At 71.3% G+C, this 22267-nt stretch carries 17 protein-coding genes and 1 pseudogene; 11 read left to right on the forward strand and 7 right to left on the reverse strand.

What is annotated here, in order from left to right:
- Positions 1–180 precede the first annotated feature (180 nt).
- The 6 genes and pseudogenes from WMF22_RS36280 to WMF22_RS36305 all read left to right on the forward strand — a co-directional run bounded on the left by WMF22_RS36280 (position 181) and on the right by WMF22_RS36305 (position 6231).
- On the forward strand, positions 181–1425 hold the full coding sequence (locus WMF22_RS36280) for a glycosyl hydrolase 53 family protein (RefSeq protein WP_438032717.1): 1245 nt from the start codon (positions 181–183) through the stop codon (positions 1423–1425).
- Between the two features lie 7 nt (positions 1426–1432).
- Positions 1433–2386: a LysR family transcriptional regulator gene (locus tag WMF22_RS36285; protein WP_437294528.1), complete on the forward strand. Its 954-nt coding sequence runs from the start codon at positions 1433–1435 to the stop codon at positions 2384–2386.
- An 11-nt stretch (positions 2387–2397) separates the two neighbouring features.
- Positions 2398–3045 (forward strand): class I SAM-dependent methyltransferase, encoded by a 648-nt coding sequence (locus WMF22_RS36290; RefSeq protein WP_437294529.1) that lies wholly within the window; start codon positions 2398–2400, stop codon positions 3043–3045.
- A 320-nt stretch (positions 3046–3365) separates the two neighbouring features.
- Positions 3366–4139: a DUF6748 domain-containing protein gene (locus tag WMF22_RS36295; RefSeq protein WP_437294530.1), complete on the forward strand. Its 774-nt coding sequence runs from the start codon at positions 3366–3368 to the stop codon at positions 4137–4139.
- A gap of 26 nt (positions 4140–4165) precedes the next feature.
- A pseudogene (locus WMF22_RS36300) lies at positions 4166–4512 on the forward strand (3-beta hydroxysteroid dehydrogenase); the annotation flags it as partial.
- A gap of 174 nt (positions 4513–4686) precedes the next feature.
- Entirely contained in the window at positions 4687–6231 is a 1545-nt protein-coding gene (locus WMF22_RS36305; RefSeq protein ID WP_438032718.1) for an endonuclease NucS domain-containing protein, read from the forward strand.
- Positions 6232–6465: 234 nt separating this feature from the next.
- Here WMF22_RS36305 and WMF22_RS36310 read toward each other — a convergent pair whose 3' ends face one another.
- Together WMF22_RS36310 and WMF22_RS36315 are read right to left on the reverse strand one after the other, a co-directional pair.
- A complete protein-coding gene (locus tag WMF22_RS36310; protein WP_438032719.1) occupies positions 6466–9567 on the reverse strand; it encodes a glycosyltransferase in 3102 nt (1033 codons plus the stop codon).
- Positions 9568–9596: 29 nt separating this feature from the next.
- Entirely contained in the window at positions 9597–11078 is a 1482-nt protein-coding gene (locus tag WMF22_RS36315) for a formylglycine-generating enzyme family protein (RefSeq protein WP_438032720.1), read from the reverse strand.
- A 752-nt stretch (positions 11079–11830) separates the two neighbouring features.
- Here WMF22_RS36315 and WMF22_RS36320 point away from each other — a divergent pair.
- Positions 11831–12088, forward strand: coding sequence for a hypothetical protein (locus WMF22_RS36320; protein WP_437294534.1), 258 nt, complete (start codon positions 11831–11833; stop codon positions 12086–12088).
- Between the two features lie 148 nt (positions 12089–12236).
- Complete coding sequence (locus WMF22_RS36325) at positions 12237–13487, forward strand: hypothetical protein (protein WP_437294535.1); 1251 nt, start codon at positions 12237–12239, stop codon at positions 13485–13487.
- A gap of 51 nt (positions 13488–13538) precedes the next feature.
- Here the strand turns inward: WMF22_RS36325 and WMF22_RS36330 are convergent, their stop codons facing one another.
- Positions 13539–14330 (reverse strand): tetratricopeptide repeat protein, encoded by a 792-nt coding sequence (locus WMF22_RS36330; RefSeq protein WP_437294536.1) that lies wholly within the window; start codon positions 14328–14330, stop codon positions 13539–13541.
- A 489-nt stretch (positions 14331–14819) separates the two neighbouring features.
- Here WMF22_RS36330 and WMF22_RS36335 point away from each other — a divergent pair, with 489 nt between their 5' ends.
- The 3 genes from WMF22_RS36335 to WMF22_RS36345 all read left to right on the forward strand — a co-directional run bounded on the left by WMF22_RS36335 (position 14820) and on the right by WMF22_RS36345 (position 18595).
- Entirely contained in the window at positions 14820–16157 is a 1338-nt protein-coding gene (locus tag WMF22_RS36335) for an STAS domain-containing protein (protein WP_437294537.1), read from the forward strand.
- Positions 16158–16458: 301 nt separating this feature from the next.
- Positions 16459–17955 (forward strand): lamin tail domain-containing protein, encoded by a 1497-nt coding sequence (locus WMF22_RS36340; RefSeq protein WP_438037314.1) that lies wholly within the window; start codon positions 16459–16461, stop codon positions 17953–17955.
- 235 nt (positions 17956–18190) lie between these two features.
- Positions 18191–18595, forward strand: coding sequence for a hypothetical protein (locus WMF22_RS36345; protein WP_437294539.1), 405 nt, complete (start codon positions 18191–18193; stop codon positions 18593–18595).
- Positions 18596–18607: 12 nt separating this feature from the next.
- On the opposite strand, the gene pssA is transcribed toward WMF22_RS36345, so the two are convergent.
- The 4 genes from pssA to WMF22_RS36365 all read right to left on the reverse strand — a co-directional run bounded on the left by pssA (position 18608) and on the right by WMF22_RS36365 (position 22231).
- A complete protein-coding gene (gene pssA / locus WMF22_RS36350; protein WP_438032721.1) occupies positions 18608–19534 on the reverse strand; it encodes a CDP-diacylglycerol--serine O-phosphatidyltransferase in 927 nt (308 codons plus the stop codon).
- A gap of 218 nt (positions 19535–19752) precedes the next feature.
- A complete protein-coding gene (locus WMF22_RS36355; RefSeq protein WP_438032722.1) occupies positions 19753–20391 on the reverse strand; it encodes a hypothetical protein in 639 nt (212 codons plus the stop codon).
- Positions 20392–20397: 6 nt separating this feature from the next.
- Positions 20398–21801, reverse strand: coding sequence for a selenium-binding protein SBP56-related protein (locus WMF22_RS36360; protein WP_438032723.1), 1404 nt, complete (start codon positions 21799–21801; stop codon positions 20398–20400).
- A gap of 73 nt (positions 21802–21874) precedes the next feature.
- Positions 21875–22231 carry an antibiotic biosynthesis monooxygenase family protein gene (locus WMF22_RS36365; RefSeq protein WP_437710456.1) on the reverse strand — a complete coding sequence of 119 codons (357 nt, stop codon included), beginning with the start codon at positions 22229–22231 and terminating at the stop codon, positions 21875–21877.
- Positions 22232–22267 lie beyond the last annotated feature (36 nt).

Raw genomic sequence — 22267 nt, forward strand, 5'->3', positions numbered from 1 at the left:
TCGTCATTTCTGCGCCCTGGCGCTCTGCGCCCTGGCACCTATCGACAGCGGATCTTTCTACCGGCAGCGCCGCGATCGTGGGCGCGCCCTCTTCGTGCGCCGTGATCGCGCGCATGGCCAATGGTAGGATCCTGGCCGGGGTCAGGGATGCTGCGACAGAAGCTGAGAAGGATGGGTGTGGTGACGCTGCTTCCGGCGCTCGCCGCGTGCGGTGAGAGCTCGGGGGCCGGGGCGGCCGGCGGGGGCGGCGCCGGTCAGGCCGCGTCGACGGGCGCCGAGGCGTCCACGGGGAGCGGAGCGGGCGGCGCGAGCGGCAGCACGAGCGGCAGCGGAGCCGGGGCGGGTGGAACGTCCGCGAGCACCGGCGGCGCGGGTGGAACCTCCGCGAGCGCGGGCGGCGCGGGCGCGGGCAGCGCGGGCACGGGCGGGAGCGGTGGCGACGGGACGCCGGGCGCGCCCCAGGGCTTCATCCTCGGCGCGGACATCTCCTGGGTGCAGGAGCGCGAGGCCGGAGGCAAGGTGTTCCGCGACATCGATCCGCGGACGGGTGAGCTCGTCGAGAAGGACATCCTCGAGATCTTGAAGGCGCACGGGTTCAACTGGATCCGCTTGCGCCTGTTCAACGACCCGACAGCGGTATACGCCGACGCGGCCGTCGACGACGACCCCTACTCGCGCGAGGGCTTCTGCGATTTCGAGCACACGATCGAGATGGCGCGGCGCGTGAAGCGAGCGAACATGGGGTTCCTGCTCGACTTTCACTACAGCGACGTATGGGCCGACCCCGACGATCAACACAAGCCCGTCGCCTGGACCGATCTCGAGGGCGGCGCGCTGGCGAGCGCCATGCGGGAGTTCACGCGGGACGCGATCGAGCAGCTGAGCGCCGCCGGCGCGCGCCCGGACATGGTCCAGATCGGCAACGAGATCCCGCAGGGGCTGCTGTGGCCTGACGGGTTCGTCACCGGGCAGGCGTTCCAGGGGCTCGGCTCGCTCCTGAAGGCCGGGATCCAGGGCGTGAAGGACGCCGACGACACGATCACCGTCATGCTGCACCTCGACCGCTGCGACGACAACGCGGCGACGCGCTGGTGGGTCGACGGGGTGCTCGGGCAGGGCGTCAAGTTCGACGTGCTCGGCCAGTCCTGTTACACGGAGTACCAGGGGCCGCCCTCGGGGTGGAAGGCGAACTTCGATGATCTCGTGAAGCGCTATCCCGACCTGAAGTTCGTTGTGGCGGAGTATTCGTGGGAGAAGCGCGCGGCCAACGACCTGATGTTCAACATCCCCGACAAGCGCGGGCTCGGCACCTTCATCTGGGAGCCGACCGAGTGGCATGAGCGCATCTTCTCGCCGAACGGCGATGTCATCGAGAGCATGATCGCTCCGTATGATCAGATGAAGGTCGACTACCAGGGCTTCTAGCGGCGTCGTGGACTGGGATGACGTGCGCCATTTCCTCGCGCTCGCTCGGACGGGCTCCGTCCGCGCGGCGGGCTCGATGCTCGGCGTGAGCCACTCGACCGTGGCGCGGCGGGTCGAGGCCCTCGAGGCACGGCTCTGCGTGAAGCTGTTCGACCGGCACCGCGACGGGTACCAGCTGACGGACGCGGGCAACGAGATGGTCTCGGGGGCGGAGCGCGTCGAGCGGGAGATGGCCGCGCTGGAGCGCGGCCTCGCCGGGCAAGACGCGCGGCTCGAGGGGTCCGTGCGGGTGACGTGCACCGACCCGTTCATCGCGAAGATCCTCCTCCGCGCCCTGGCCGGCCTCTGCGAGCAGCATCCCGGCATCGAGCTCGAGCTGGATGCCGACGCCAAGAACCTGGATCTGTCGAAGCGCGAGGCCGACGTCGCGGTGCGCGCGCTCTTGCCCAGCGCGTCCCCGCCCGAGCACCTGATCGGGCGGCGGCTCGTCCCCATCACCCTCTGCAACTACGTCGCGACCGCGCACGCTGCCCAGCTCGATCCCGAGCGCGGCGCGCGCCCCGCGCGCTGGCTCGGATCCACCGTGAACAGGCTCGCCAGGGAGCTCGTCGCCTCGTCGAGCTATCCCGAGGTTCCCCTCTGGGGCACGTTCGAGTCGATGGCGATCATGATCGAGGCCGCACACGCGGGCCTCGGCTGGGTGATGTTACCCACGTACGCCGGTGATCCGGAGCCCGGGCTGCAGCGCCTCGCGAGGCCGGACCTCCGCCACGTCGCCGATTTCTGGCTCCTCAGCCACCGCGATCTCCGGGACAACGCGCGCCTGCGGGCCGCGCGCGAGGGCATCACCGCGGCGATGACGGAGCGCGCGGCGCTGTTTCGCGGCGAGGCCGAGGGGTGGCGCGAAACTGCGCCCCTGCGTCACGAACTTGCACCGGGCGCAGGCGCGCCGCGTGCGTAGATTCGTCGACCATGACGACCACGACCGCCGACGCCAAATTCTGGGACGACATCGCCGAGAAGTACGCCGCCAAGCCGGTGGAGAACGTCACCGCCTTCGAGCGCAAGAAGGCCATCACCCGCGAGCACCTGCGCCCGGGCTCGACGGTCCTCGAGATCGGCTGCGGCACCGGCTCGCTCGCCCTGGAGATGTCGCCGTTCGCCGGCCACATCCACGCGATGGACGTCTCGGGCGAGATGATCCGCATCGCCAACCAGAAGAAGCAGGCCCAAAACGTGACCAACGTCACCTTTCGCCAGGGCACGCTGGACGGACCTACGCCGTACGAGCCCGAGCACTTCGACAGCGCCTGGGCCTACTCCATCCTCCACCTCGTCCCCGATCGGCGGCGCACCCTCAAGACAATCTTCGAGCTCCTCAAGCCCGGCGGCTCGTTCATCTCGTCCAACGTCTGCCTCGGCGGCACCTGGGTACCTTACAGCGCGATCATCACGGTAATGCGCTGGTTCGGGAAAGCGCCGGCCGTCCACAGCTACGATCGCGAGACGATCCTCCGCGAGATGCGCGAGGCAGGGTTCGTCGAGATCGAGGAGCGGGAGGTTGGTGGCGGGAAGATGGTTGCGTTCGTCGTGGCGAAGAAGCCGAGAGACAGGGAGTAACTTCAAAGATTTCCCTCCCCGCCTCCCTGTGAATTTATTCTGAAGAATTAAAGGCAGGCCAACTTCGCGACGCCTCGCCGCTCGTCGAATTCTTGCTCCGACCAGCTTTTCACTCGGCAGGCCTGCTAGCACACTACATTCATTCGTTGGAAGCGATCGTCTCCGGGCGAAGCACGAAGATGGCAGGGCGGCAGGGGCGAACCGTGCTCGCGACAGCTCGCCCCCTCGACGCGTGGAAGCCCATGAAGGCGCCCCGAGCTAGCGGACCGGCCGAGGCGCTCGCATCCACGTTGACCCGTGTCCGCTCCTGGAGAACACCGATGTTCAATCTCACCCATCATCGCCTCTCGCTGCTCTCCCTGCTCGGCGTGCTGGCCGCGCCAGCGCTCGCCTGCGAAGCCCCGCGCGAGGGCGGCGTCGCAGGGGACCTCGCCCAGGCCGAGCTCGACGTCGAGGACGATGTCGGCGCGCTGGCCGCGGCCGAGGTCGCCGTGGCGGACTATTTCATCGCGACCCATCCTGACTACCGCAGATGCGCCGCGCCGATGTGCGGCGGCCATTTCGTCGCCCGCGTCAACACAAGCGTGACCCGCTGCGCCGATGGAACTTGGCAAGAAGAATGCCACATGTTCGAGCTGGATCTATCCGGGCTCGGGCTCGATCGCTCGACCGAGGCCAAAGCCAGAGAGGCGTTCGGTGCCGGGCAGGCGCTGGTCCGCGGCGGCCTGAAGCAGGTCCAGCTCGGCGACCTGCGGTCGCGGCCGGCCGACGTCCTCATCGCCAGCGAGATCTGGCTCGGGGCGACGGGCAATGCGCCGAAGGGCCACTTTTCTCGGGTCGACAGCAGCGGGATCGTGTGCGTGACGTATCCCTGTCCCTCCTTCTCCGAGCACAGCCTGAACACCAACCTGAGCGGTTCACTCGACGGCCTCGATCTGTCCGCGTCCGGGGCCACGGCGACGCAGATCGAAGGCGGCATGAAGGCGCTGTCCGCGCCCGGTCTGCTGGTCGCCGGTCAACATGCGATCACCGCCGGCCCGGCCGGCTCGATGAACCGCCTCGACGTGGCGGAGTTCTACCTGCGCCTGAAGTGACGCCGGCTGGGCGGCGATCCGCCTTCCGAGGCCTCATTCGGTACATCGGTGGCGGCGAGAACCCGTGGCCCGCGGTGCATCAGCTCGACGCCGCGCGGTTGTTCGTCCTCGCGCCCGAGAAGACGCCGGCCGGCGCGCGACTCCACGCGATCGGCGACAAGGGGATCCCGATCCGCGACATTGCCGGCGTGATCGGCCGCAAGCTCGAGCTGCCGGTCGAATCGGTCCCCAAGGAGCGCTTCGGCTGGCTCGGCGGGTTCTTCGCGCTCGACAGCCCAGCGGCGAGCGCGCTCACGCAGGCGCGGTTCGGCTGGAAGCCCGAGAACGCAGGCTCGCCGACCTCGAGCACGGTACGTACTTCGCGCACACATAGGCAAATTCACTGCTGCTCGAGAGCTGAAGGGAAGCCGGCACCAGCCCAGCTCGGTGGGGGCAAGCGCCCTCCGTGCAGAACGTAAGCTTCACCTGAGGGCGCTTGACAGGGCAGGGCCGCTGGAGAGTAGGCTACCCCTCCACGCGCATGACCTGAGTGTCATCCAGGAGCACGATGCGAGAAGAGCACATCCGCGACAGCTTGGCAACCAGGCTCGATCTGCTCGAGCCTGGGCTGACGGTGAGCGAGCGCGATAGGGAAGTGCAGCTCTCCAGCCCCCATGGCGCTGGCGGGCGCCTCGATATCCTCGCGCGCGATTCATCGAACAACCTCGTCGTGATCGAGGTCAAGCGCAGCGACCAGTCCGCACGGCAGGCGGTTCACGAACTCATCAAGTACACTTACCTGCTCCGTGTCAGCCTCGGGGTTCCACAGCACCGCATCCGCTGCTTTCTGGTCTCGACGGTCTGGCACGAACTGCTCGTCCCTTTCTCCGAGCTTGCTCGGATCGGAGATTACGAAATCTGTGGGTTCGAGATCGACGTGAGCCCCGATGGCCAGGTGCTGAAGGCGAAGCAAGTCCCGCCCTTGTCGGAGGAGCCGGCCGAGCTTGAGTTCGATAGTGAGCACGAGCTCTTCCTCTTCGAGAGCGAGCGCCACCGGACGGAGTTCATCTCAGCCCTGCTGCCGAAGCTCGAGACATACGAATTTGTGGAGTTTGTGGCGCTCGTCGTCGATCACAATCAGCGACGGCACGGCATCTTCCCCTTCGGGCTCTACCTGGTGATGACGGCGCTCTCGGACGAGATGGAGGAGCAGGTCCTCGAGAGCCTCGATCCTGATCATCCCATCCACGCTCCCGACGCGTACGCCGATGGTCCGTGGCGGCTGGCCGACGCGCTCGCCGAAGAGATCCGCAGGCACCTGCGCGGGAAGTATGCCGACTGGGAGCGGGGCACCCCGAGCAAGTCCATCGAGATACTGAACGAGTGGCAGGTAAGCAGGACGATCCGCGTCGGAAGACGGGTCGCGAACGACGTCGTCTTCACCGATGTCGACATCCATCGCCGCATCATGGACATCGACGGAGACAACCGGTTCTCGTTCCAGTTCTCCGGGAGCCCGCGGCATGCTCGGTCGTGGGAGCACGCCATCGATTCCCTGAGGTGCTTTCTCGGGAGGCGCTCTGCCTGGACCGAGCCGTTGCTGCAGTACCTTGGCGCTGTTGCGTCGAAGCGCCACAACGCGACGATCTCGCTCTACATCTTCAATCCGCTGAACATCATCCCGGCGATCCATCCGGTGTTGCGTGAGAATGGCGCGGACCCGCCTTTCCTCGAGCTCTTCGTCGTTGATGGGTCGTATGTCGCGAGCGTCCATGGCATTCTCGAATGGAGCGGCGCGCCGATGACCGTCGCCCCTGCTGAGGCGTTTCGTGAGCCGGGGATCATCAACGTCTTCGCTCCGCGGGAGATGGAATATCAGGTAGACCTTGCCCGGCATCATCTCGCGGAGTCCCTGCTCGAGTTCGTGGGCGCGCCTCCCACAAGCGTCCGGCGCCTCGCCGTCGTGAAAGGGAAGTTGCGGCTGCGACCCTTGACGGCGCCGGTTCGCGGGCTCGACGACTTCGTGCGCGAGAACGCGACTTATACTATGCAGCTCGCGCGCGACATGCGGGTCATGCTGTTGAGTCCGCGTAAAGGCGCCGAGAACAGCTAACGCCGCCCTGTTCCGGAGCGCATCCAGAGACATGAGGGCGGCGGCGATGCTCTCACCGATCGGCACGTGACAAACGAGCGCACGATCTCGCCGCACGCCAGGCCGAACAGGAAAGCGCCGAGGATCATCGTCGTAAATATCTGCCGTTCGCCCTCGTTCGTGAGGAATCATAGCGCGTGCCAGCCTGCCCAGAGCATCGACACGAAGAACGTTCCACGGGGCTAGCGCCTCACCTCACCTCCCCCGCACCTTCCGCCCGCCCAAGCACACGCCCACGTAGTCGGTGACCATCCTCTCCAGCGAGAACCGCTCCCGCGCGCGTTCCCACCCCGCCGCCCCCATGCGCGCCCGTCGCGCCGGATCCGCGCCAAGCTCCACGAGCGCCGCGGCGAGCGCCTCCGCGTCGCCCGGCGGCACCAGCCGGCCTGTCACGCCGTCGTCCACCTGCTCGGACATGCCGCCGACCGCCGTGGCTACCACCGGCAGCCCCTCGGCCATCGCCTCCAGGGACGCGTTCGGGCACCCGGCGGGCTCGGCGATCAGCGCGAACACGTCGAGCTCTCGCAGGAACGCGCGCGTGTCGGCGAGCTCGCCGACCCACTCGACCGACAGCCCCGCCGCCATCCGCCGCAGCTCCTCGGCGTGCGCCTCGGCGCCGCGCTCCACGCCGCCCGCGATGCGCAGCACGTGCGGCGGCAGGCGCGGCGCGGCGAGGCGCAGCGCGGCGAGGAGCTCGTCGAGCTTCTTGTGCGGGTGGATGCGCGCCGCCGTCCCGATCGCGAGCAACGCGCGCCCGCCGCCGGACGCGCGCGGCTCGGGCTGCGTCGAGCGCGGCGCCGCAATCGGGCGCGGGCCGAGCGCCACGCCGTTCGGCACCACGTGCGCCGGCGCCCCGAGCACCTCGGCGGCGAGCGCCGCCTCGGCCCCGTACTTGACGATCACCCCCGCGAGGCGAGCGCCATAGTCGCGCGGCGCGCGGTACGGCAGCCCCCGGCGCGGCGACGCGAAATAGCGGCGCAGCGAGGCGAAGTACATCTCGCCCGGGCTGATGTCGAAGAGCGGGACGTCGAGCAGCCCGTCGGCCAGGAGCACCTTGTGCTCGGCGATCAGGTTCCACATCAGCACGGCCTCGGGCGGGTCCTCCTCGATCGCGCGCAGCAGGCGCTCCACCGCCTCGGCCGGCTCAATGTCGGCCGGCGGCGGCACCGCCAGCACCGGAATGCCCGCGGCCACGAGCGCGCGCCGCCCCGGCGTCGGGTACTCCGGCTGCTCCTCGATCACGGCCGCCCGGCCGCGCACGCCCGCCGCCGCGAGGCCGAGCAGCAGCCGGCGCGCGCTCGACTGGGCCCCGCCCATCGAGAAGTTGTTCGTGACGAGGAGCAGCCCGTCTCGCCGGCGCAGGCCGCGGTTCCGCGCGATCGCCCGCGGATAGAGCCGCGCATACCCCTCGGCCATCCGCGCGAGGCTGAAGTGCCGCGCCACGACCTCCCGGCCGCTCGGCGACCCCACGCCGGCGTGCGCCTCCGCCACGACCTCCCGGCCGCTCGGCGGCCCTGCGTCGGCACGCGCCTCCGCCACGACCTCCTGGCCGCTCGTCGACGCGTCGCGCGTGCCGCGCGTGCCGCGCGCGCCGCCCGCGGCGCCGGCGCGCGCCGCCGCCACGATCGCCCCGGCGAACCGCTCGGGCGCGGCGTCGAGCGGCAGGTGGACCATCGCCGGCGTCTCGGCCGCGATCTCCGCGGTGCCGCCGGCACCGGTCGCGACGACCGGGAGGCCCGCCGCAAGCGCCTCCAGGTGCGCGAGGCTCAGCCCCTCGTGGGCGCTCGGCGACACGAGGACGTCGGCCGCCGCGAGTAGCCCGGCGACGTCGCCGACCGCGCCCGCGAAGCGCACCTCGGCGCGCAGGCCGAGCCGGTCGACCTCGCGGCGGATCTCCGCCTCCGCGGCCAGCGCCTGCTCGCTGCCCGGCGATGCGCTCCCGGCGATGACGAGCCGAGCCGCCCGCGGATCGCCGGCCACCGCCAGCGCGGCCCGCGTGGCCGCGAGGATTCCAGGCAGCAGGTGCAGCCGCTTCTGCGGCCGCGGGTTCGCCACGGCGAGCAGGACGAGGTCGTCCGGCCCGATCTCGAGGCGCCTCCGCCACGCCGCGGCCTCCGCCGACCGGGCTCGGCGCACCGCCTCTGCCCCGCCGGACCGACACACCGCCTCCGCCCCCCCGGCTCGGCGCACCGCCTCCGCCCCGCCGGACCGATGCGCCTCCGCCGCCTCGGCCCGGCGCGCCGCCTCCGCAGGTGCCAGGTCGATGCCGTTCCAGACCGTGCGCGCCGGGATCGGCAGCGCGCGCTCCGCGAGCTCCGCCTCGACCGCGCGCGCGCACGCAACGAGCAGCGCCGCGTCGTCCGGCGCGAGGCGATCGAGCCCCGCCGGCCAGCCTGCAGCCACGTTGTGCACTGTGACGAGCGGGCGGTACCCGCGCGCGGACAGCCGCGCGAGATCCTCGGCGTCGAACAGATGCGCGTGCGCGAGATCCGCGCCCCACGCGGCGAGCCCGCGGGCGAGCGCGTCGAAGCGCGCCTCCCGATCGCCGCGCGCATCGGACAGATCGAGCGCCCCCGGCGGCGCGGCGAACGTGGCGCGGGTCGGCCGGTACACCGCGCAGACGAGCGAGCGCACGCCGCGCCGCGGCAGCTCCCTCGCGAGGTCGATCGCGATCCGCTCGGCGCCCCCCTGCTGCAGGCTGGTCACCACCTGCGCGACCCGCGGCGCCGCGTCGTCGCACACGTCGAGCGGCGCGTGCCGCACCACGCGCGCCCGCCGCGCCCCGAGCTCGCCCTGGAGCGCGGCGTCGAGCGGCTCGCCCGCGCCGAGCCGCGCCGCGACGCCCGCGGCGAGCGCCCCGTCGAGGTACACGCTCGCCGCGCGGGGCAGCCCCGGAGCGCGGCGGGCGCGCGCGGCGCGGCTCAGCTCGCCGCCCGTGGCGCGCAGCAGCTCGGCCCACGCCGCGGCGTCCGGCTCGGCCACAGAGGGCGCGGCGAGGTCGATCGGCGCAAGGACGGCGCCGAGCGCGCAGAGCGGCAGCCCGGTGTCGCTCGGCGGCGGGAACGGGTCCGGCTCGAGCGCCGCGGAGGGCGCGGGCCACGCGCCCCCGCGCACGAGCCACACAGGCCCCGCCGCGAGCGCCTCCGCCGCGGCAGCGAGCGGCGCCGCCGTGAGGTCGACCGGCGCGAGCCCGGCGAGCCGGAGCGCGCGCAGCGTGCGGCCGGCGCGGGCGCGGTGCGCGGGCGCTTCGGCAAAGACGGCGCAGAGCGGGCGGCGCATGCGGGAGCTGCGGAACATGCGAGACATGCGAGAGCGAGCGGCGCGGCTCAGTAGGCCGACGGATAGCCGCGGAACGGCGCGGCGGTGGCTACGTCCGGCGCGCTCGAGATCCGGTCCCTCGACCGGTACCCCCCGCCGGCCGCGCGCGGCGCGGCGGACGGCGCCGCGGCCCACCCGGCCGCGCGCGGAGCGGCCCACCCGGCCGCGCGCGGAGCGGCCCACGCGGCCGCGCCGATCTGCTCCACCTCCACGGCGGACGGGACGCCGCCCGTGTAGACGAACTGCCCGCGCGGGCCCGGCTCGATCGGGACCGACGCGCGCCGGATCGCGCCCTTCACGAGGCAGCGGTAGTGGAGCATCGACCCGTGCAGGTGCGGGGGCGCGTGCAGCCAGAAGCCGTCGCCCTGCGGCCGGAACGTCACGCCGGGCGGCGCCCCGCGCAGGGGCCTGCGGCCGACAGCGCGGTGCACGAGCAGGCCGATGAGGCCGATGACGGCGCTGGCCAGGACGACGCCGCCGCCGACGAACCCCACCATCGCCGCGGTCGACCAGGAGCTCGAGCGAGGCGCCTGCGCGGTCGCCGCCGGCGGCGGGGTCGGCGCAGGCGCCGCGGCGGGGGCGCTCGCCGAGAGCGCGGCGACCACGCGGAAGCCGTTGTCCGCGTTGCGGCTGCCGGGATCGTTGCGGTACCGCGCCGCGGCGCGCAGGTGCTTCGCGTCCTTGAGCCACGACCCGCCGCGCAGCACGCGGCGGGGCTTGTCGCCGGCCGGGGGCGCCGTCTGCTCGGGGTCGACCGCCGGGCCGGGCGCATAGGGGCCGTACCAGTCGCGACACCACTCGTAGACATTGCCGCTCATGTCGTGCAGGCCGAAGGCGTTCGGCTGCTTCTGCCCGACAGGCCTCGTCCCGCTCCCCGCGTTGCCCTTGAACCACCCGATGCCGGCCGCGGCGCTGTCGGCGTCACCCGCGTAGAACCGCGTCCGGGTCCCCGCGCGGTCGGCGTACTCCCATTGCGCCTCGGTCGGCAGGTCGAAGGCGCGGCCGGTCTTCTGCGTCAGCCAGCGGGTGAACTCGCCCGCGTCCTTGAAGGTCACCAGCGTCACCGGGTGCACGTCGGTCTGCGGGAAGCCGGGAGTCCTCCAGGTGAACTCCTTGCGCTGCGAGAGGCCCTTGCCGTCGAACCCGAACCCGCCGGAGGCGCCGACCTCGGCCTCCGTGCGGTAGCCGGTCTCCGCGGCGAAGCGCGCGAACTGCCCGACCGTGACCGGAAACTTCCCCAGGTAGAAGTCGCGGCCGAGGGTCACGTCCCGGACCGCCTCGTCGTCGCCGCGCCCGGCCTCCGCGGGCGGCGAGCCCTGGCGGAAGCGCCCCGCCTTCACCAGCACGAGATCGAGCTGCACCCCCCCGAGGTCGATCGCGACGGCGGGCGCCGGATCCGCGGCCTGCGCCGAGGCCGGGGCGAGGAGGGCGACAGCGGCCCCGAGGACGATCGCAGGAAGGACGCGGCAGGCGGTGGCGCGAGGCTGCACGGGCCCACGCTACCAGAGAGCGCGGCCGAGGTGCGCTCGCGGCGACCCGAGCGGCGCAGCCGACCGAGCGGCGGTGGGCGCCCGGATCGCCCTCGCCCCGCCGGAAGAGCGGGTGCGCCGGCGCGCGCCACCACCTCGCTGCCTTGCGCCACGCTCGCGACATCACGCTTATGAAAACGTCTTTACAGTTCTTCACTCAACACATGATCTGACCGGCACCAGCGCGAAAACAGCTGCAAAACAGCCCGCCAATGCCGCTCCGGGTGAGCCATCGGCGCCGGGATCGAGGCTCGACAGGCGCTCGTCCGCATGGCATCCAGCGATGCTCGACGCCGGAATCAACCGCGGTCGAGCGCCCTGGTCACAACTCACAGCGAAGCGAAAGGATGTACGCACTGTCGGCCGAGGCCTTCGATATGCCATGGCACGCGGACGAGGGCGGGGCGCGTGGCTCGTCCTGCGGCGCAGAGGACGTCGTATCCTTGCTGCGCGATGGCCGCCTGACGACCGATCGTTCAGCGTGGGCGCTCACGGCGAACGACCCGCAGCGCGCCTTGAACCGCGCGCCGCGAGCGGCTGCACGAGCACAGCCTGTCCTCGCTCTCGCGACAGAGTCACGTGTGGGTGGCAGGGGGATTCCCCCATCCCGCCGGCATGAGGGAACCGCCAAGTCGCCACATGCACCCCTCGCCGCGGCGGGCGGCAGCGACGACAGTGGGGAGTTCGGCGCGGCGCCGAGCGTACGTGTCGACATGGTGAGCGGTACGATCATCGTCCCCGGCGCGTCCGCGTTTGATCTGCAGCGAGGCGCCGACGAGGACATTGCTTTTGGCGGCGGCGATCACTATTGCATCGGGGCGACGCTGGCTCGCCTCGAGGCGCGTCTCGCCATGGACACGCTGCTCGGCCGCCCCCGAGATGGGGCTCGCGGGACCGGCCGAGCTGGCGCGGCCGCCCTCGATCCTGGAGATGACTTCATCGTCCGTCCGCCTCCGCCCTCGATGGGATGAGGTCGGCCGCGGACATGCCGGCGCGGACCGGCCGACTTCGATCGATTTCCCCGGGTGCGCACCCCTCCGCGTGCCCCCGGGAGCCATGTGCGCGCGACACGACCGGCGCGCGCGAGATGCGATACCAACACACGGCAGGGATCAACGCATGCGAACAACGACCTCACTCATTGCTCTCCTCGGCGCAGCCGCGCTCTTCGGCTGTTCTTCCTCGGACTCCGGCCCTCAACCCTCCGAGGACGAGCTGCTGGCGCCGCCGGCCGAGGGCACCGGAGTGCAGTATCGGATGGTCTCCACGCTCGAGCCGGGGCAGGAGATCGAGCGCTGCCAGCTCTTCGTCGCGCCGCCGGAGGGGCTCAACGTCAACCGGGAGCTGGTGCGGTACTCCGGCGGGAGCCACCATGTGCTCCTCTACGCAACGCCGTACACGTCGATCCCGACCGAGACGCGCCGGGGCGTCGCCCTGGACGCGGCCCAGGTCCACGACTGCAACGACGGCCCCCAGGCCGACTGGGACGTCACCGGCGTGGTCGCCGGCTCCCAGTCGCCCGACGGCAACTCCTTCCTCGACGGGCTCCCGGAGGGCGTGGCGCTCAAGGTCGCGCCGGGCACGGTGCTCCTCATGAACACCCATTACGTGAACGCGTCGCCCGAGGCCATCGAGACCGACGCGCGCATCAACCTCTACACGATCGCGGACGACGAGGTGAAGGTCGAGGCGGGCATGCTCTTCCATTACAACCCCTTCATCAACGTGCCGGCGCGCGGCAAGTCCACGGCGCGCATGCGCTGTGTCACCGAGAACGACATCTCGGTCGTGAGGATCCAGTCGCACATGCACCGCCGCGGCGTCGGCTACGTCGCACACAAGGTCGGTCTCGACGGCGAGATGACGGAGCTCTATGCCCACGACCGGTGGGAGGGGGTCCCGTCCCAGGAGTTCACGCCGTTCCTCGAGCTCAAGGCGGGAGAGTCCCTGGACTACCGCTGCGCGTACAACAACGTCGAGGATCGCACCATCGCGCAGGGCCTGACCAGCCGCGACGAGATGTGCATGCTGATCGGACCGTACTTCCCGCGCTCGCCGGCCTACGAGAACTGCGCCACCGAGGAAGGTCTGAACGCGGCGACGTGGTACGGCGACGGGACGGCCACGTGCGCCGAGACGTTCGAATGCATCAACAACGGCAACGGGGAAGCCGAGGTCTTCGGCTGCGTGGTGAACAGCTGCGAGAGCGTCGGGCCCCAGCTCTCGGCGGCGCTCGGCTGCCAGATGACGGCAGGGAACGGCGCCTGCATCGAGGCGTGCAGCGGCGAGGACGCGGAGGCCTGCAACACGTGCGTGGGCGAGGCGTGCGCCGCGGAGATGGAGGCCTGCCAGACCGCGACGTGCGACTGACGTCGCGATGACAGGCGCCGCGGGGCGGCGCGCGTGGCGCCGGCGCTCGCATCAGAACTTCCCCTGGAGCTCGATCCGCCCGAGGCCCACCCCGGCGCTCCAGACCACGCCGCGCGGCGCTCGCGGCGGCGCGCCCGCAGCCGCAGGCGCGCCAGCGGCCTCGGACGCGCTGCCGCCGCCGGGCCGGACAACGAGCAGCACGACGCCCGCCGCGGCCGCCGCCGCGCCCACGACGAAGCTCACGGTGGACACATGGCCCAGCGTGGCCGCTGCGTCCGCGTCGCCTTGCAGCTCGGCCGGGCAGCGCCGGCCCTCGCAGCGCGACCTGATGTCCGAGACCTGCGACAGCGACATGAGGCCGGTCACGGCGCCGACGCCGATGCCCACCGCCCCGAGCCCGAACGCGACGCCGGCGGGGACCAGCGAGCCGCCGCCCTCCACCCCGGCCGGCGCCGCGGGCTCGGCGCGAGGGGGCGCCTTCACCGCGGCCGCGTCCAGCGCGGCGCGCACGGCCGCGAGCTCGGTCTCGGCGTCCTTCCGCGCCTCGAGGAACGCGGTCGGCGGATCCTCCGGGAGCGGCTCGCCGAGGACCTGCTCGTACAGGTCGCGCGCGGCCTCCAGGCGGCCGAGCTTGCGCTGGCACCGCGCCATGTAGAGCACCAGCGTCGGCGCATGAAAGAGGCGATCCGCCTCCTGGAAGACGTCGAACGCCTCCTGCCAGCGGTCCGCGCCGTACAGCTTGAGCCCCTCGTGCGCCTTGGTCCGGGCGGCCTGCTGCGCCTCGGCGACGGCGCCGTCCGGCGGAGGCGCCCCGAGCGCCGGCACGGCAGCCAGCAACGTCACAGCGAACGCACACCGGCGAAGACAGTTCGAGAGCATCATCATCCTTGTCCGTCAGAAGCCGTCAGAAGCCGTCAGAGCGGTCAGAAGCGGTCAGAAGCGGTGAGAGACTGGAGCAGAAGCCGGACAGGGCGCCGCGGCCGTCGCCTGCGTCACGGCCCCGCGCGCGCCGCCTCGCCGCGGCGGCCGACACCTTAAGGGGAAGAGCGCACCACCGTCCAGCGACGACTCCGACGACTCGGACGACTCGGATGGCGAGCGCCGTGATCTCCCGGGATCCCCGGCGCGCCCGCCGCCCGCCCGGCGAGGTCACCGCGGCGCCGCGGCGCTGGCCGGCGACCGCGCGCGCCGCGCCGGTCCATGGCGAACGAGCGAAACGAAGGGACCGCCGACGACGCCGCGTCGAAACGGATTCGATACATGGCGCATGGTACGGCGTCATGCATGACTTGCCCCCTCAAACGCTCGGATGAACTGGCGGCGCGAGCTCGATTGAGGCTCGACAATGTCCTGACGGATGAGCGGTCGCTCGTGGACCTGCTCCGGGTGGTCACCGTCGACGTCCACGAGGCAGCGAGCGTCGAAGAGGCGCTGCATCGCACCATCACGCACATCTGCAATCACCTCGGCTGGCCGGTCGGGCATGCGTACGTGCCGGCCGCGGACGATCCGTCTCTGCTCCTTCCCACGGCGCTCTGGCACCTGAACGATGAAGCAAAGTTCGCGACCTTCAAGGCGGTCACGGAAGCGACGCAGTTCACCGCGGGGCTCGGTCTCCCCGGGAGGGTGCTCGCCTCGAAGCAGCCGGCGTGGGTGCGCAACGTCACGGTGGACGCCAATTTCCCGCGCGCCAGGCTCGCGAGGAACCTGGGGGTGAAGGCGGGGTTCGCGTTCCCCGTGGTGGTCGGCGCGGACGTCGTGGCCGTGCTGGAGTTCTTCTCCGACGCCGAGCACGCGGACGACGGGAAGTTCACGGCGACCATCGGCCGCATCGCGCGGCAGCTCGGCCGCATCTTCGAGCGCAAGCACGGGCAGGAGATGCTGAGCAGGGAGCGGGACTTCATGGCGGCCGTCATGGATCTCGTCGACGGCCTCATCGTGGTGCTCGACGCGCGGGGCCGCATCGTCCGCATGAACAGCGCCGCCGAGCAGGCGCTGGGGAGCGCGCGGGGGCTCCGGGAGGCCCGGTTCCTCTGGGATCTCACGCCCGATCCGCGCGCGTCGGCGCAGCTCAAAGGCCTCTTCGAGCAGCTCGGCGCGGGCGGGTCGAAGAAGCAGGTGGAGGTGCCGTGGACGGCTGCAGACGGCGCCCGCCGGGTGACGGCGTGGTCGGGCGCCGTCCTGCGTGGCAGGGACGAGAGGCTCCGGTTCGTCATCATGACCGGCATCGATCTGACGGAGCGCAAGCGCGCCGAGGAGGAGCGCGCGCGGCTGCAGGAGGAGGTGATCAAGGCCCAGGACGCCGCGCTGGCGAAGCTGTCCGTGCCGCTCATCCCCATTTGCGACGACGTGGTGGTCGTGCCGCTCATCGGCCCGCTCGAGGCCGGGCGGGTGCGCCGCATGATCGAGGCGCTGTCGCGCGGCATCGCGGACCGCCGCACGCGGATCGCCATCATCGACCTGACCGGCGTGGACGAGATGGATCCGCCGGCGATGCAGGCGCTGCTCGAGGCGGTGCGGGTCGCGGGGCTCCTCGGCGCGCGGGTGGTCCTCACGGGGATCCGCCCCGAGGTCGCCCAGCGCCTCGCCGAGCGCGGCGCGGACATGGGCCGCTGCGCTGTGAAGAGCTCCCTCCAGAGCGGGATCGCGTTCGCGATGGCGAGCCGCTGAGCCGACCAGCGCGCCCGACGTCGGGTGTCGTCCGTCCGTGACCGGAACGGCATCATCACTGCATGGAACAGGGACGAATGCGACACCGTCGCGCCCTCCTTCCATGCTGTAATGAGACGCTCCTGACAAACCCCTCGTTTTGCTGGCATCTTCAGAGAAAAAAAATTCAACAGGGAGGCGGGGAGACGGGGAGAAAAGAAATTCATTGTCCTCCCCGTCTCCCCGCCTCCCTGTGAATTCTCTCGAAAAATTCGAGGGGATGCTTCAGGAGACGATCCCCAGAAAGGTCCGGTGCAGCGCTATGCGATCGACGTCTTCCCTCTTGAAGCGATCCTTATGGGTTCGGCTGCCTCTGCTCGCCTCGGCGCTCGCCATGGCCGCGTGCGCGGCCGATCCGCCGCTCGACGTGGACGAGGGCGCGGAGGCGGAGCTCCTCGGCGAGCACAGCGACGCGCTGTCGACGCGCGTCCGGCTCATGGCCGCCAACATCACGAGCGGCAACTACCAGAGCTACGATCCCGGGCACGGCAAGCGCATCCTGCAGGGAATCAAGCCAGATATCGCCCTGCTGCAAGAGTTCAACTACGGCAGCAACACCACCTCCGAGATCCGCGCCTTCGTCGACGCGACGTTCGGCGCCGGGTTCAGCTACTACCGCGAGAGCGGGGCGCAGATCCCGAACGGGATCGTGAGCCGGTGGCCGATCGTGGCGTCCGGCGAGTGGGACGACACGTCGGTGAGCAACAGGGACTTCGCGTGGGCGCGCATCGATATCCCCGGCCCTGGCCACGTGTTCGCGATCAGCGTCCACCTCCTGACGTCCAGCGCGGCGGCGCGCAACACGGAGGCGCAGAACCTCGTGTCGTTCATCGAGGCGAACGTGGCCCAGGGCGATTACCTGGTGATCGGCGGCGACTTCAACACGGGGAGCCGGACCGAGGCGTGCGTCTCGAGCCTCTCGGACGTCGTCGTCACGGCCGGGCCCTATCCCGCCGACCGGAACGGGAACGCGAACACCAACGCCGGCAGGACGAAGCCCTATGACTGGGTGCTCGTCGACGGCGACCTGGAGGCGTACGAGACGGCCGTCGTGATCGGCGGGAGCAGCTTCGCGAACGGCCTGGTGGCGGACACGCGCGTCTACTCGCCGCTCTCCGAGATCAGCCCCGCGCTCTCGTCGGACAGCGGCGCCTCGAACATGCAGCACATGGGCGTCGTGCGCGACTTCCTGGTCCCCGACGGCGGCGGCGGGGCCGGCGGCAGCGGCGGGGCCGGCGGCAGCGGCGGGGCCGGCGGCAGCGGCGGGGCCGGCGGCAGCGGCGGGGGCACGGGCACCGCCGTCGTGATCATCAACGAGGTCCTCGCGAACGAGGCGGGCAGCAACACGGCCGGCGAGCTCGTGGAGATCGTCAATGTCGGCACGGCAGCGGCGGCCCTCGCCGGCTGGACGCTCTCTGACGGCACGTCGACGCGGCACACCTTCCCGACAGGCGCGTCGCTCGCGCCCTCGACGGCCATCGTGGTGTATGGCGGCGCCTCCGCCGTGCCGAGCGGCAGCGGGGCCGTCGCGGCGTCCACGGGGTCGTTGAACCTCGGCAACAGCGGGGACACGGTCACGCTGCGAAACGCCTCGGGCGCGACCGTGGACAAGGTCACCTACGCGAGCGGGCTCGCGTCGCAGGACGGCGTCTCGATGAACCGCAGCCCCGACGCCTCCCCGGGAGCGCCCTTCGTCCTGCACAGCACCCTTGGCGCGAGCGCCTCTCCAAGCCGTCGCGCGGACGGCTCGGCGTTCTGAGGCGCCGCCCGGACACAACCCATCGAGGTCGAGGCCGAGCGCTGAAGTGCCAAGTGCGCCACCAGCACGAGCCTGCTCGCGGCCGCGCGCGGGCCACGCCAGAGGCCGGCACCCAGGGTTGACGGGAACCACCAGGGCTCTAGATGGTGGAGCGCGTCAAGGCCGGAGAGAGGCCTGACGTACAGCCGGTCGTCCGGGACAAGCATCGTTCTCTCAATGGCAGGAGGGGTGATCCATGAGCAGGCTACGCCGCGGTCTCGCTACCCTGGCCGTCGTGTCGCTCACGTCGGCGGCCGCCTATGCGCAGATGATGATCTATGCGTATTCCGGGCCGATCACCAGGGACGGAGGGGTCACCGGGACCACCCATCGAACGTTTACCTATGTGTCGATGGGCAAATGGGAAGCACGAACGAAAAATGTCTGGAATGATGGGCTACAGGACCCCGAACAGGTGGATTATTACCTCGAGTACGACAGAGGGCCCGGGAAGGTCTGCTTGAGCCACGAGCACCAGGCCCCGATCTGCCTCCTGGACGACGGGATCTACACCTATCGCGCGTGGCCGGGGGCCCCGAGCGCCGAGGTGAAGTGGTGGAAGCAGCAGGGGAACGGGTACTGGCAGTCGGGGAGGCCGTGATCGGCGAGCCGGCTACGGCCGCTCCTCGCCTCCCCCGGCGCGCGCCTCGAGCGCAGCCGGAGCGCCGCGCCGCAGCGCCGGGAGCCGCCAGAGCGACTCGACGACGCCGAGCAGGACATAGACGCCGAGCCCCCAGGCGAGGACGAGCGCGAGCCCCCAGCGGACGGAGAGGAGCGCGCTCGATCCGAGCGCGAGCGCGATGGCCAGCAGCGTGCGGGGGCCCGGCCGGAGATCCTTGAATGAGCGGAACCGGAGGGTCGACACCATCAGCATCGAGAGGAGCAGCGTCATCGCGAGGACCGCCGGCGCGACGCCGGCGCCGCCCAGTTGCCCGCCCGCGCCGTGGCGGGTCATGACGATCGCTATCAGGATCCCCGCGGCGCCCGTGACAGGGAGGCCCACGATGTACCTCGCGGGCGACGGCGGCCCGCCCGCCTCGCCCATGGAGAGGACGTTGAAGCGGGCGAGCCGGATCGCGCCGCACGCGGCGAACACGGACCCGCCGAGCACGCCGGCGAGACCGAGGCGGTGGAGCGACCCCTGATACACGAGCAGCGCCGGGGCCACGCCGAAGGAGACGAGATCGGCCAGCGAGTCGAGCTGGACCCCGAACGCGCTCTCGGTCCGGGTCATCCGCGCGACGCGGCCGTCGAGCGTGTCGGCGAGCATCGCGACGAGGATGAGGAGCGCGGCGCGCTGGAGGTCGTCGTCGGACCGCGCGGAGGCCGAGCGCCGTATCGCGTCGAAGCCGCAGAAGACCGAGGACAGCGTGATCAGGTTGGGGAGGAGGTACAGGGCCCGCCTTGGCGCGGGCCGCGGCCGCTCCAGCGCCACCTCGCCGCGCGGGCGCTCGGGGCGCGCGCTCGTCGCCTGCCCCGGGCCCGCGGGACACAACGGCCCGACGCCGGTGTCCCACGCTGCTCGAGGATGTTCTGACATGGTGGCGATCCCGCGGGACAGGGGCGCCGCGGCGGAAGGCCGCTGCCCGATGAGCGCGCCCGGCCGGCCTCGTAATACACGAGGCAGCTCGCGTTCAAGCGGCAGGCCGCTCGGCGGCGCAGCGGTGCGCAGGCGGGCCGCCGTCGCCCCTCGGGGTGTCGAGGTGGATGCGGGCGAGCTCGGCAGCCAGGCCGCCGCCCGTCACAACGGCCTAACCGTCAGAGCAGCGCCGCGATGACGCCGGCCCCGATGAGCGCGACGGCCCAGGCCCGATCGAGGTTGAACCAGGCGGTGCGAAGGATGGCGACGCCGAGCTTGTGATAGACGACGAGCGCGACAGCGGCCGCCGCCGCCATCATGGCGGCCGTGTGGACGAGGACCGCGGCGAGGTAGCCCAGCGGGCTCGCGAGCGACAGGCCAGCCGCGTTGTGGCACCCGCCGCCGTGGCACGGAGCGGGGCTGCCTTCGCCGAGCAGGAAGACCGGGAGCAGCATGAGCCCCGCGCCGTGCGCGGTGGCCATCAGGAAGGACCACCAGGTCAGGTCGAGGAAGCCGACGCGCATCCCGACCCACCTCGGGTGGCGCGGCCTCACCAGCTTGAGCACGCCGAACGCGACGAGCGCGGCCGCCGTGAGCCACCGCAGCGCCGCGGCGGGGACGCTCGCGAGCCCGACCCCGAGCAGCGCGACCGTGAGGCCGATCGACGCCGCGTGGCCGAGCGCGATCGGGACGAGCGCCCGCCGCACCGCGCCGCTGCTCTTCTCCTGCAGGCCCAGGGCGACAGCGAACAGCCAGCCCATACCCGGGTTGATGCCGTGATAGGCGCCGAGCAGCGCCAGCGTGAGCCAGGGCGTCATGGCCGGCTAGGGGTAGCAGAACGAGTCGGACGACGCGTCGCCCCCCTCGAGCCGCACCTGGTGAGGGCGCAGCGAGCCGAAATCGACGAAGAACTCGGGATCGACCGCGAGGCCCCCGCCCGCCGCCACATCGACCTTGGCCATCCAGCCGCCCACGCCCTCGGGATAGAACTGCTCGTCCCACGATGCATACAGCGAGTTGGTGAAGTAGACGCGCCGGCCGTCGCGGCTCACCTCGACCATCTGCGGCGCGCCCCGCAGCGGCCCGGAGCGGGGGTGCGCCGCCCGTCGCGTGATGCCGCCGAGGTGCACCGAGCCGGCCAGCTTCGGGTGGAACGGGTCGGAGACATCGTACTGGCGGAGCTCACCCGTGCCCCAGCACGACACGTAGAGGAACCGGTCGTCGAGGGAGAGGTTGATGTCGGTGATCAGCGGCGGCACCGCCTTGAAGCCCTTGAGCAGCGGCGGCAAGAGGTCGGGATCCGCGGGCTCGGCCGGCACCTCGATCACCTTGCGGATCGCCCACCGGTCGCCGTCGCGATGCCAGAGCCAGATCGAGGCGGAGAGGTCCTTGACGCTCACGACGACGCCGACGAAGCCATAGGCCTTGGTCGGGTCGTGGGCGGGGCGGAGCTCCAGCGCCATCTGGTGCTCATCGCCGAGATCCAGCGCCTGGAGGTGCTTGCGCTTCCGCAGGTCCCACACATGAACGCGGTGACCGTACTTCTTGCCGAGCAGGAGCTCCGGATCCACGCCGTCCTCGATCATCTTCGGCGTCCCCCACTCGCTCGTGAGGAGGGTGTCGTGGCCGAGGTGCCACCAGAAGTCGTAGTGGAGGAACTGCGGCCCGCGATCGATCTCCCATCGGCCGAGCACATCGAAGCTCTCGCAGTCGAGCACGAAGATGCCCCCGGGCCCGTCGCCGTCCGGGCCGCCGAGCGCGCTCACGTAGATGCCGTCGGGGCCGCAGTGCAGCGTGTGCGGGCGAGAGTAACCGGCCCGCTTCGCGATCTCCTCGGCGCGCACCGTGTGGACGAGCTCGGGGCGGCGCGGGTCCGGCTTGACGTCGAAGACGAAGATGTTCGACGAGCGGAGCGCCGGGAGCAGGAGAAAGCGGCGCTCGACGTGGGGGTGCGGCGCGTAGGGGCACAGGGCGGCGCTGCACGCGTTCCAGCCGGAATGGTGCAGCTCGTCGCCGTAGGTCGGCAGCTCGTTGACCGAGACCAGGGTGCCGTAGGCCGGCGACCGCGGATCGAGATCGACGACCGTGAGCGCGTCATGGCGCAGCTCGCCCGGGCGCTTCAGCGCGGCGCCCGCGTCGAGCGCGGTCACGTAGGCCAGCCGCTCGGGCGGCGCCTCCATCGCCAGGCGCGGCGACGGGTAAAAGGTGGGATCCGGACGAAACCGCATGCGCTGCGTCTCCTTGGTTCTGGGCGTTCGCGTGTCGTTCCAGGCGCCGCCGGCGAGGACCGGCGGCCACAGGCTACCCTGGTAGATCCGTGCTGAGGAACACCTCGTGGATATCGAGCTTGCTCGGGCCCGCGAACATCTCCTTCGGCGCGCGGTTCCGGTGCGCCTCCGCGAACGCGGGGCTCCTCGTCCAGGCGATGAAATCGTCCATGGACCGCCACCAGGTCTTCACCTCGTAGAACCCCTGCGCGTCCGGGTCCGGGCTCCACGCGCCGGTCGCGTGGTCCAGCTTCATGGGCTTCGGCCTGTGGACCTCGTTCCGGATGAAGCCGGGCGCCTGATCGACCAGGTGGACCCTGTTCTTGAAGCGATCCTCGAAATCGGCCTCGTGGCCCTCGGCGACGGGAATGCGGTTGGTGACGACGATCATCGCTCCTCTCCTTCTTGCTTCCTTCTTGCTTCTTGC

This window comes from Sorangium sp. So ce204 (assembly GCF_051526795.1).
Classification (GTDB): domain Bacteria; phylum Myxococcota_A; class Polyangia; order Polyangiales; family Polyangiaceae; genus Sorangium; species Sorangium cellulosum_B.

What these genes read in the sequence shown, in the direction of transcription:
- WMF22_RS36290 (WP_437294529.1), top strand. Translation starts at nt 2,398, where the DNA reads ATGACGACCACGACCGCCGACGCCAAATTCTGGGACGACATCGCCGAG.
- WMF22_RS36295 (WP_437294530.1), top strand. Translation starts at nt 3,366, where the DNA reads ATGTTCAATCTCACCCATCATCGCCTCTCGCTGCTCTCCCTGCTCGGC.
- WMF22_RS36305 (WP_438032718.1), top strand. Translation starts at nt 4,687, where the DNA reads ATGCGAGAAGAGCACATCCGCGACAGCTTGGCAACCAGGCTCGATCTG.
- WMF22_RS36310 (WP_438032719.1), bottom strand. Translation starts at nt 9,567, where the DNA reads ATGTTCCGCAGCTCCCGCATGCGCCGCCCGCTCTGCGCCGTCTTTGCC.
- WMF22_RS36320 (WP_437294534.1), top strand. Translation starts at nt 11,831, where the DNA reads ATGGTGAGCGGTACGATCATCGTCCCCGGCGCGTCCGCGTTTGATCTG.
- WMF22_RS36325 (WP_437294535.1), top strand. Translation starts at nt 12,237, where the DNA reads ATGCGAACAACGACCTCACTCATTGCTCTCCTCGGCGCAGCCGCGCTC.
- WMF22_RS36340 (WP_438037314.1), top strand. Translation starts at nt 16,459, where the DNA reads ATGCGATCGACGTCTTCCCTCTTGAAGCGATCCTTATGGGTTCGGCTG.
- WMF22_RS36345 (WP_437294539.1), top strand. Translation starts at nt 18,191, where the DNA reads ATGAGCAGGCTACGCCGCGGTCTCGCTACCCTGGCCGTCGTGTCGCTC.
- pssA (WP_438032721.1), bottom strand. Translation starts at nt 19,534, where the DNA reads ATGTCAGAACATCCTCGAGCAGCGTGGGACACCGGCGTCGGGCCGTTG.
- WMF22_RS36355 (WP_438032722.1), bottom strand. Translation starts at nt 20,391, where the DNA reads ATGACGCCCTGGCTCACGCTGGCGCTGCTCGGCGCCTATCACGGCATC.
- WMF22_RS36360 (WP_438032723.1), bottom strand. Translation starts at nt 21,801, where the DNA reads ATGCGGTTTCGTCCGGATCCCACCTTTTACCCGTCGCCGCGCCTGGCG.
- WMF22_RS36365 (WP_437710456.1), bottom strand. Translation starts at nt 22,231, where the DNA reads ATGATCGTCGTCACCAACCGCATTCCCGTCGCCGAGGGCCACGAGGCC.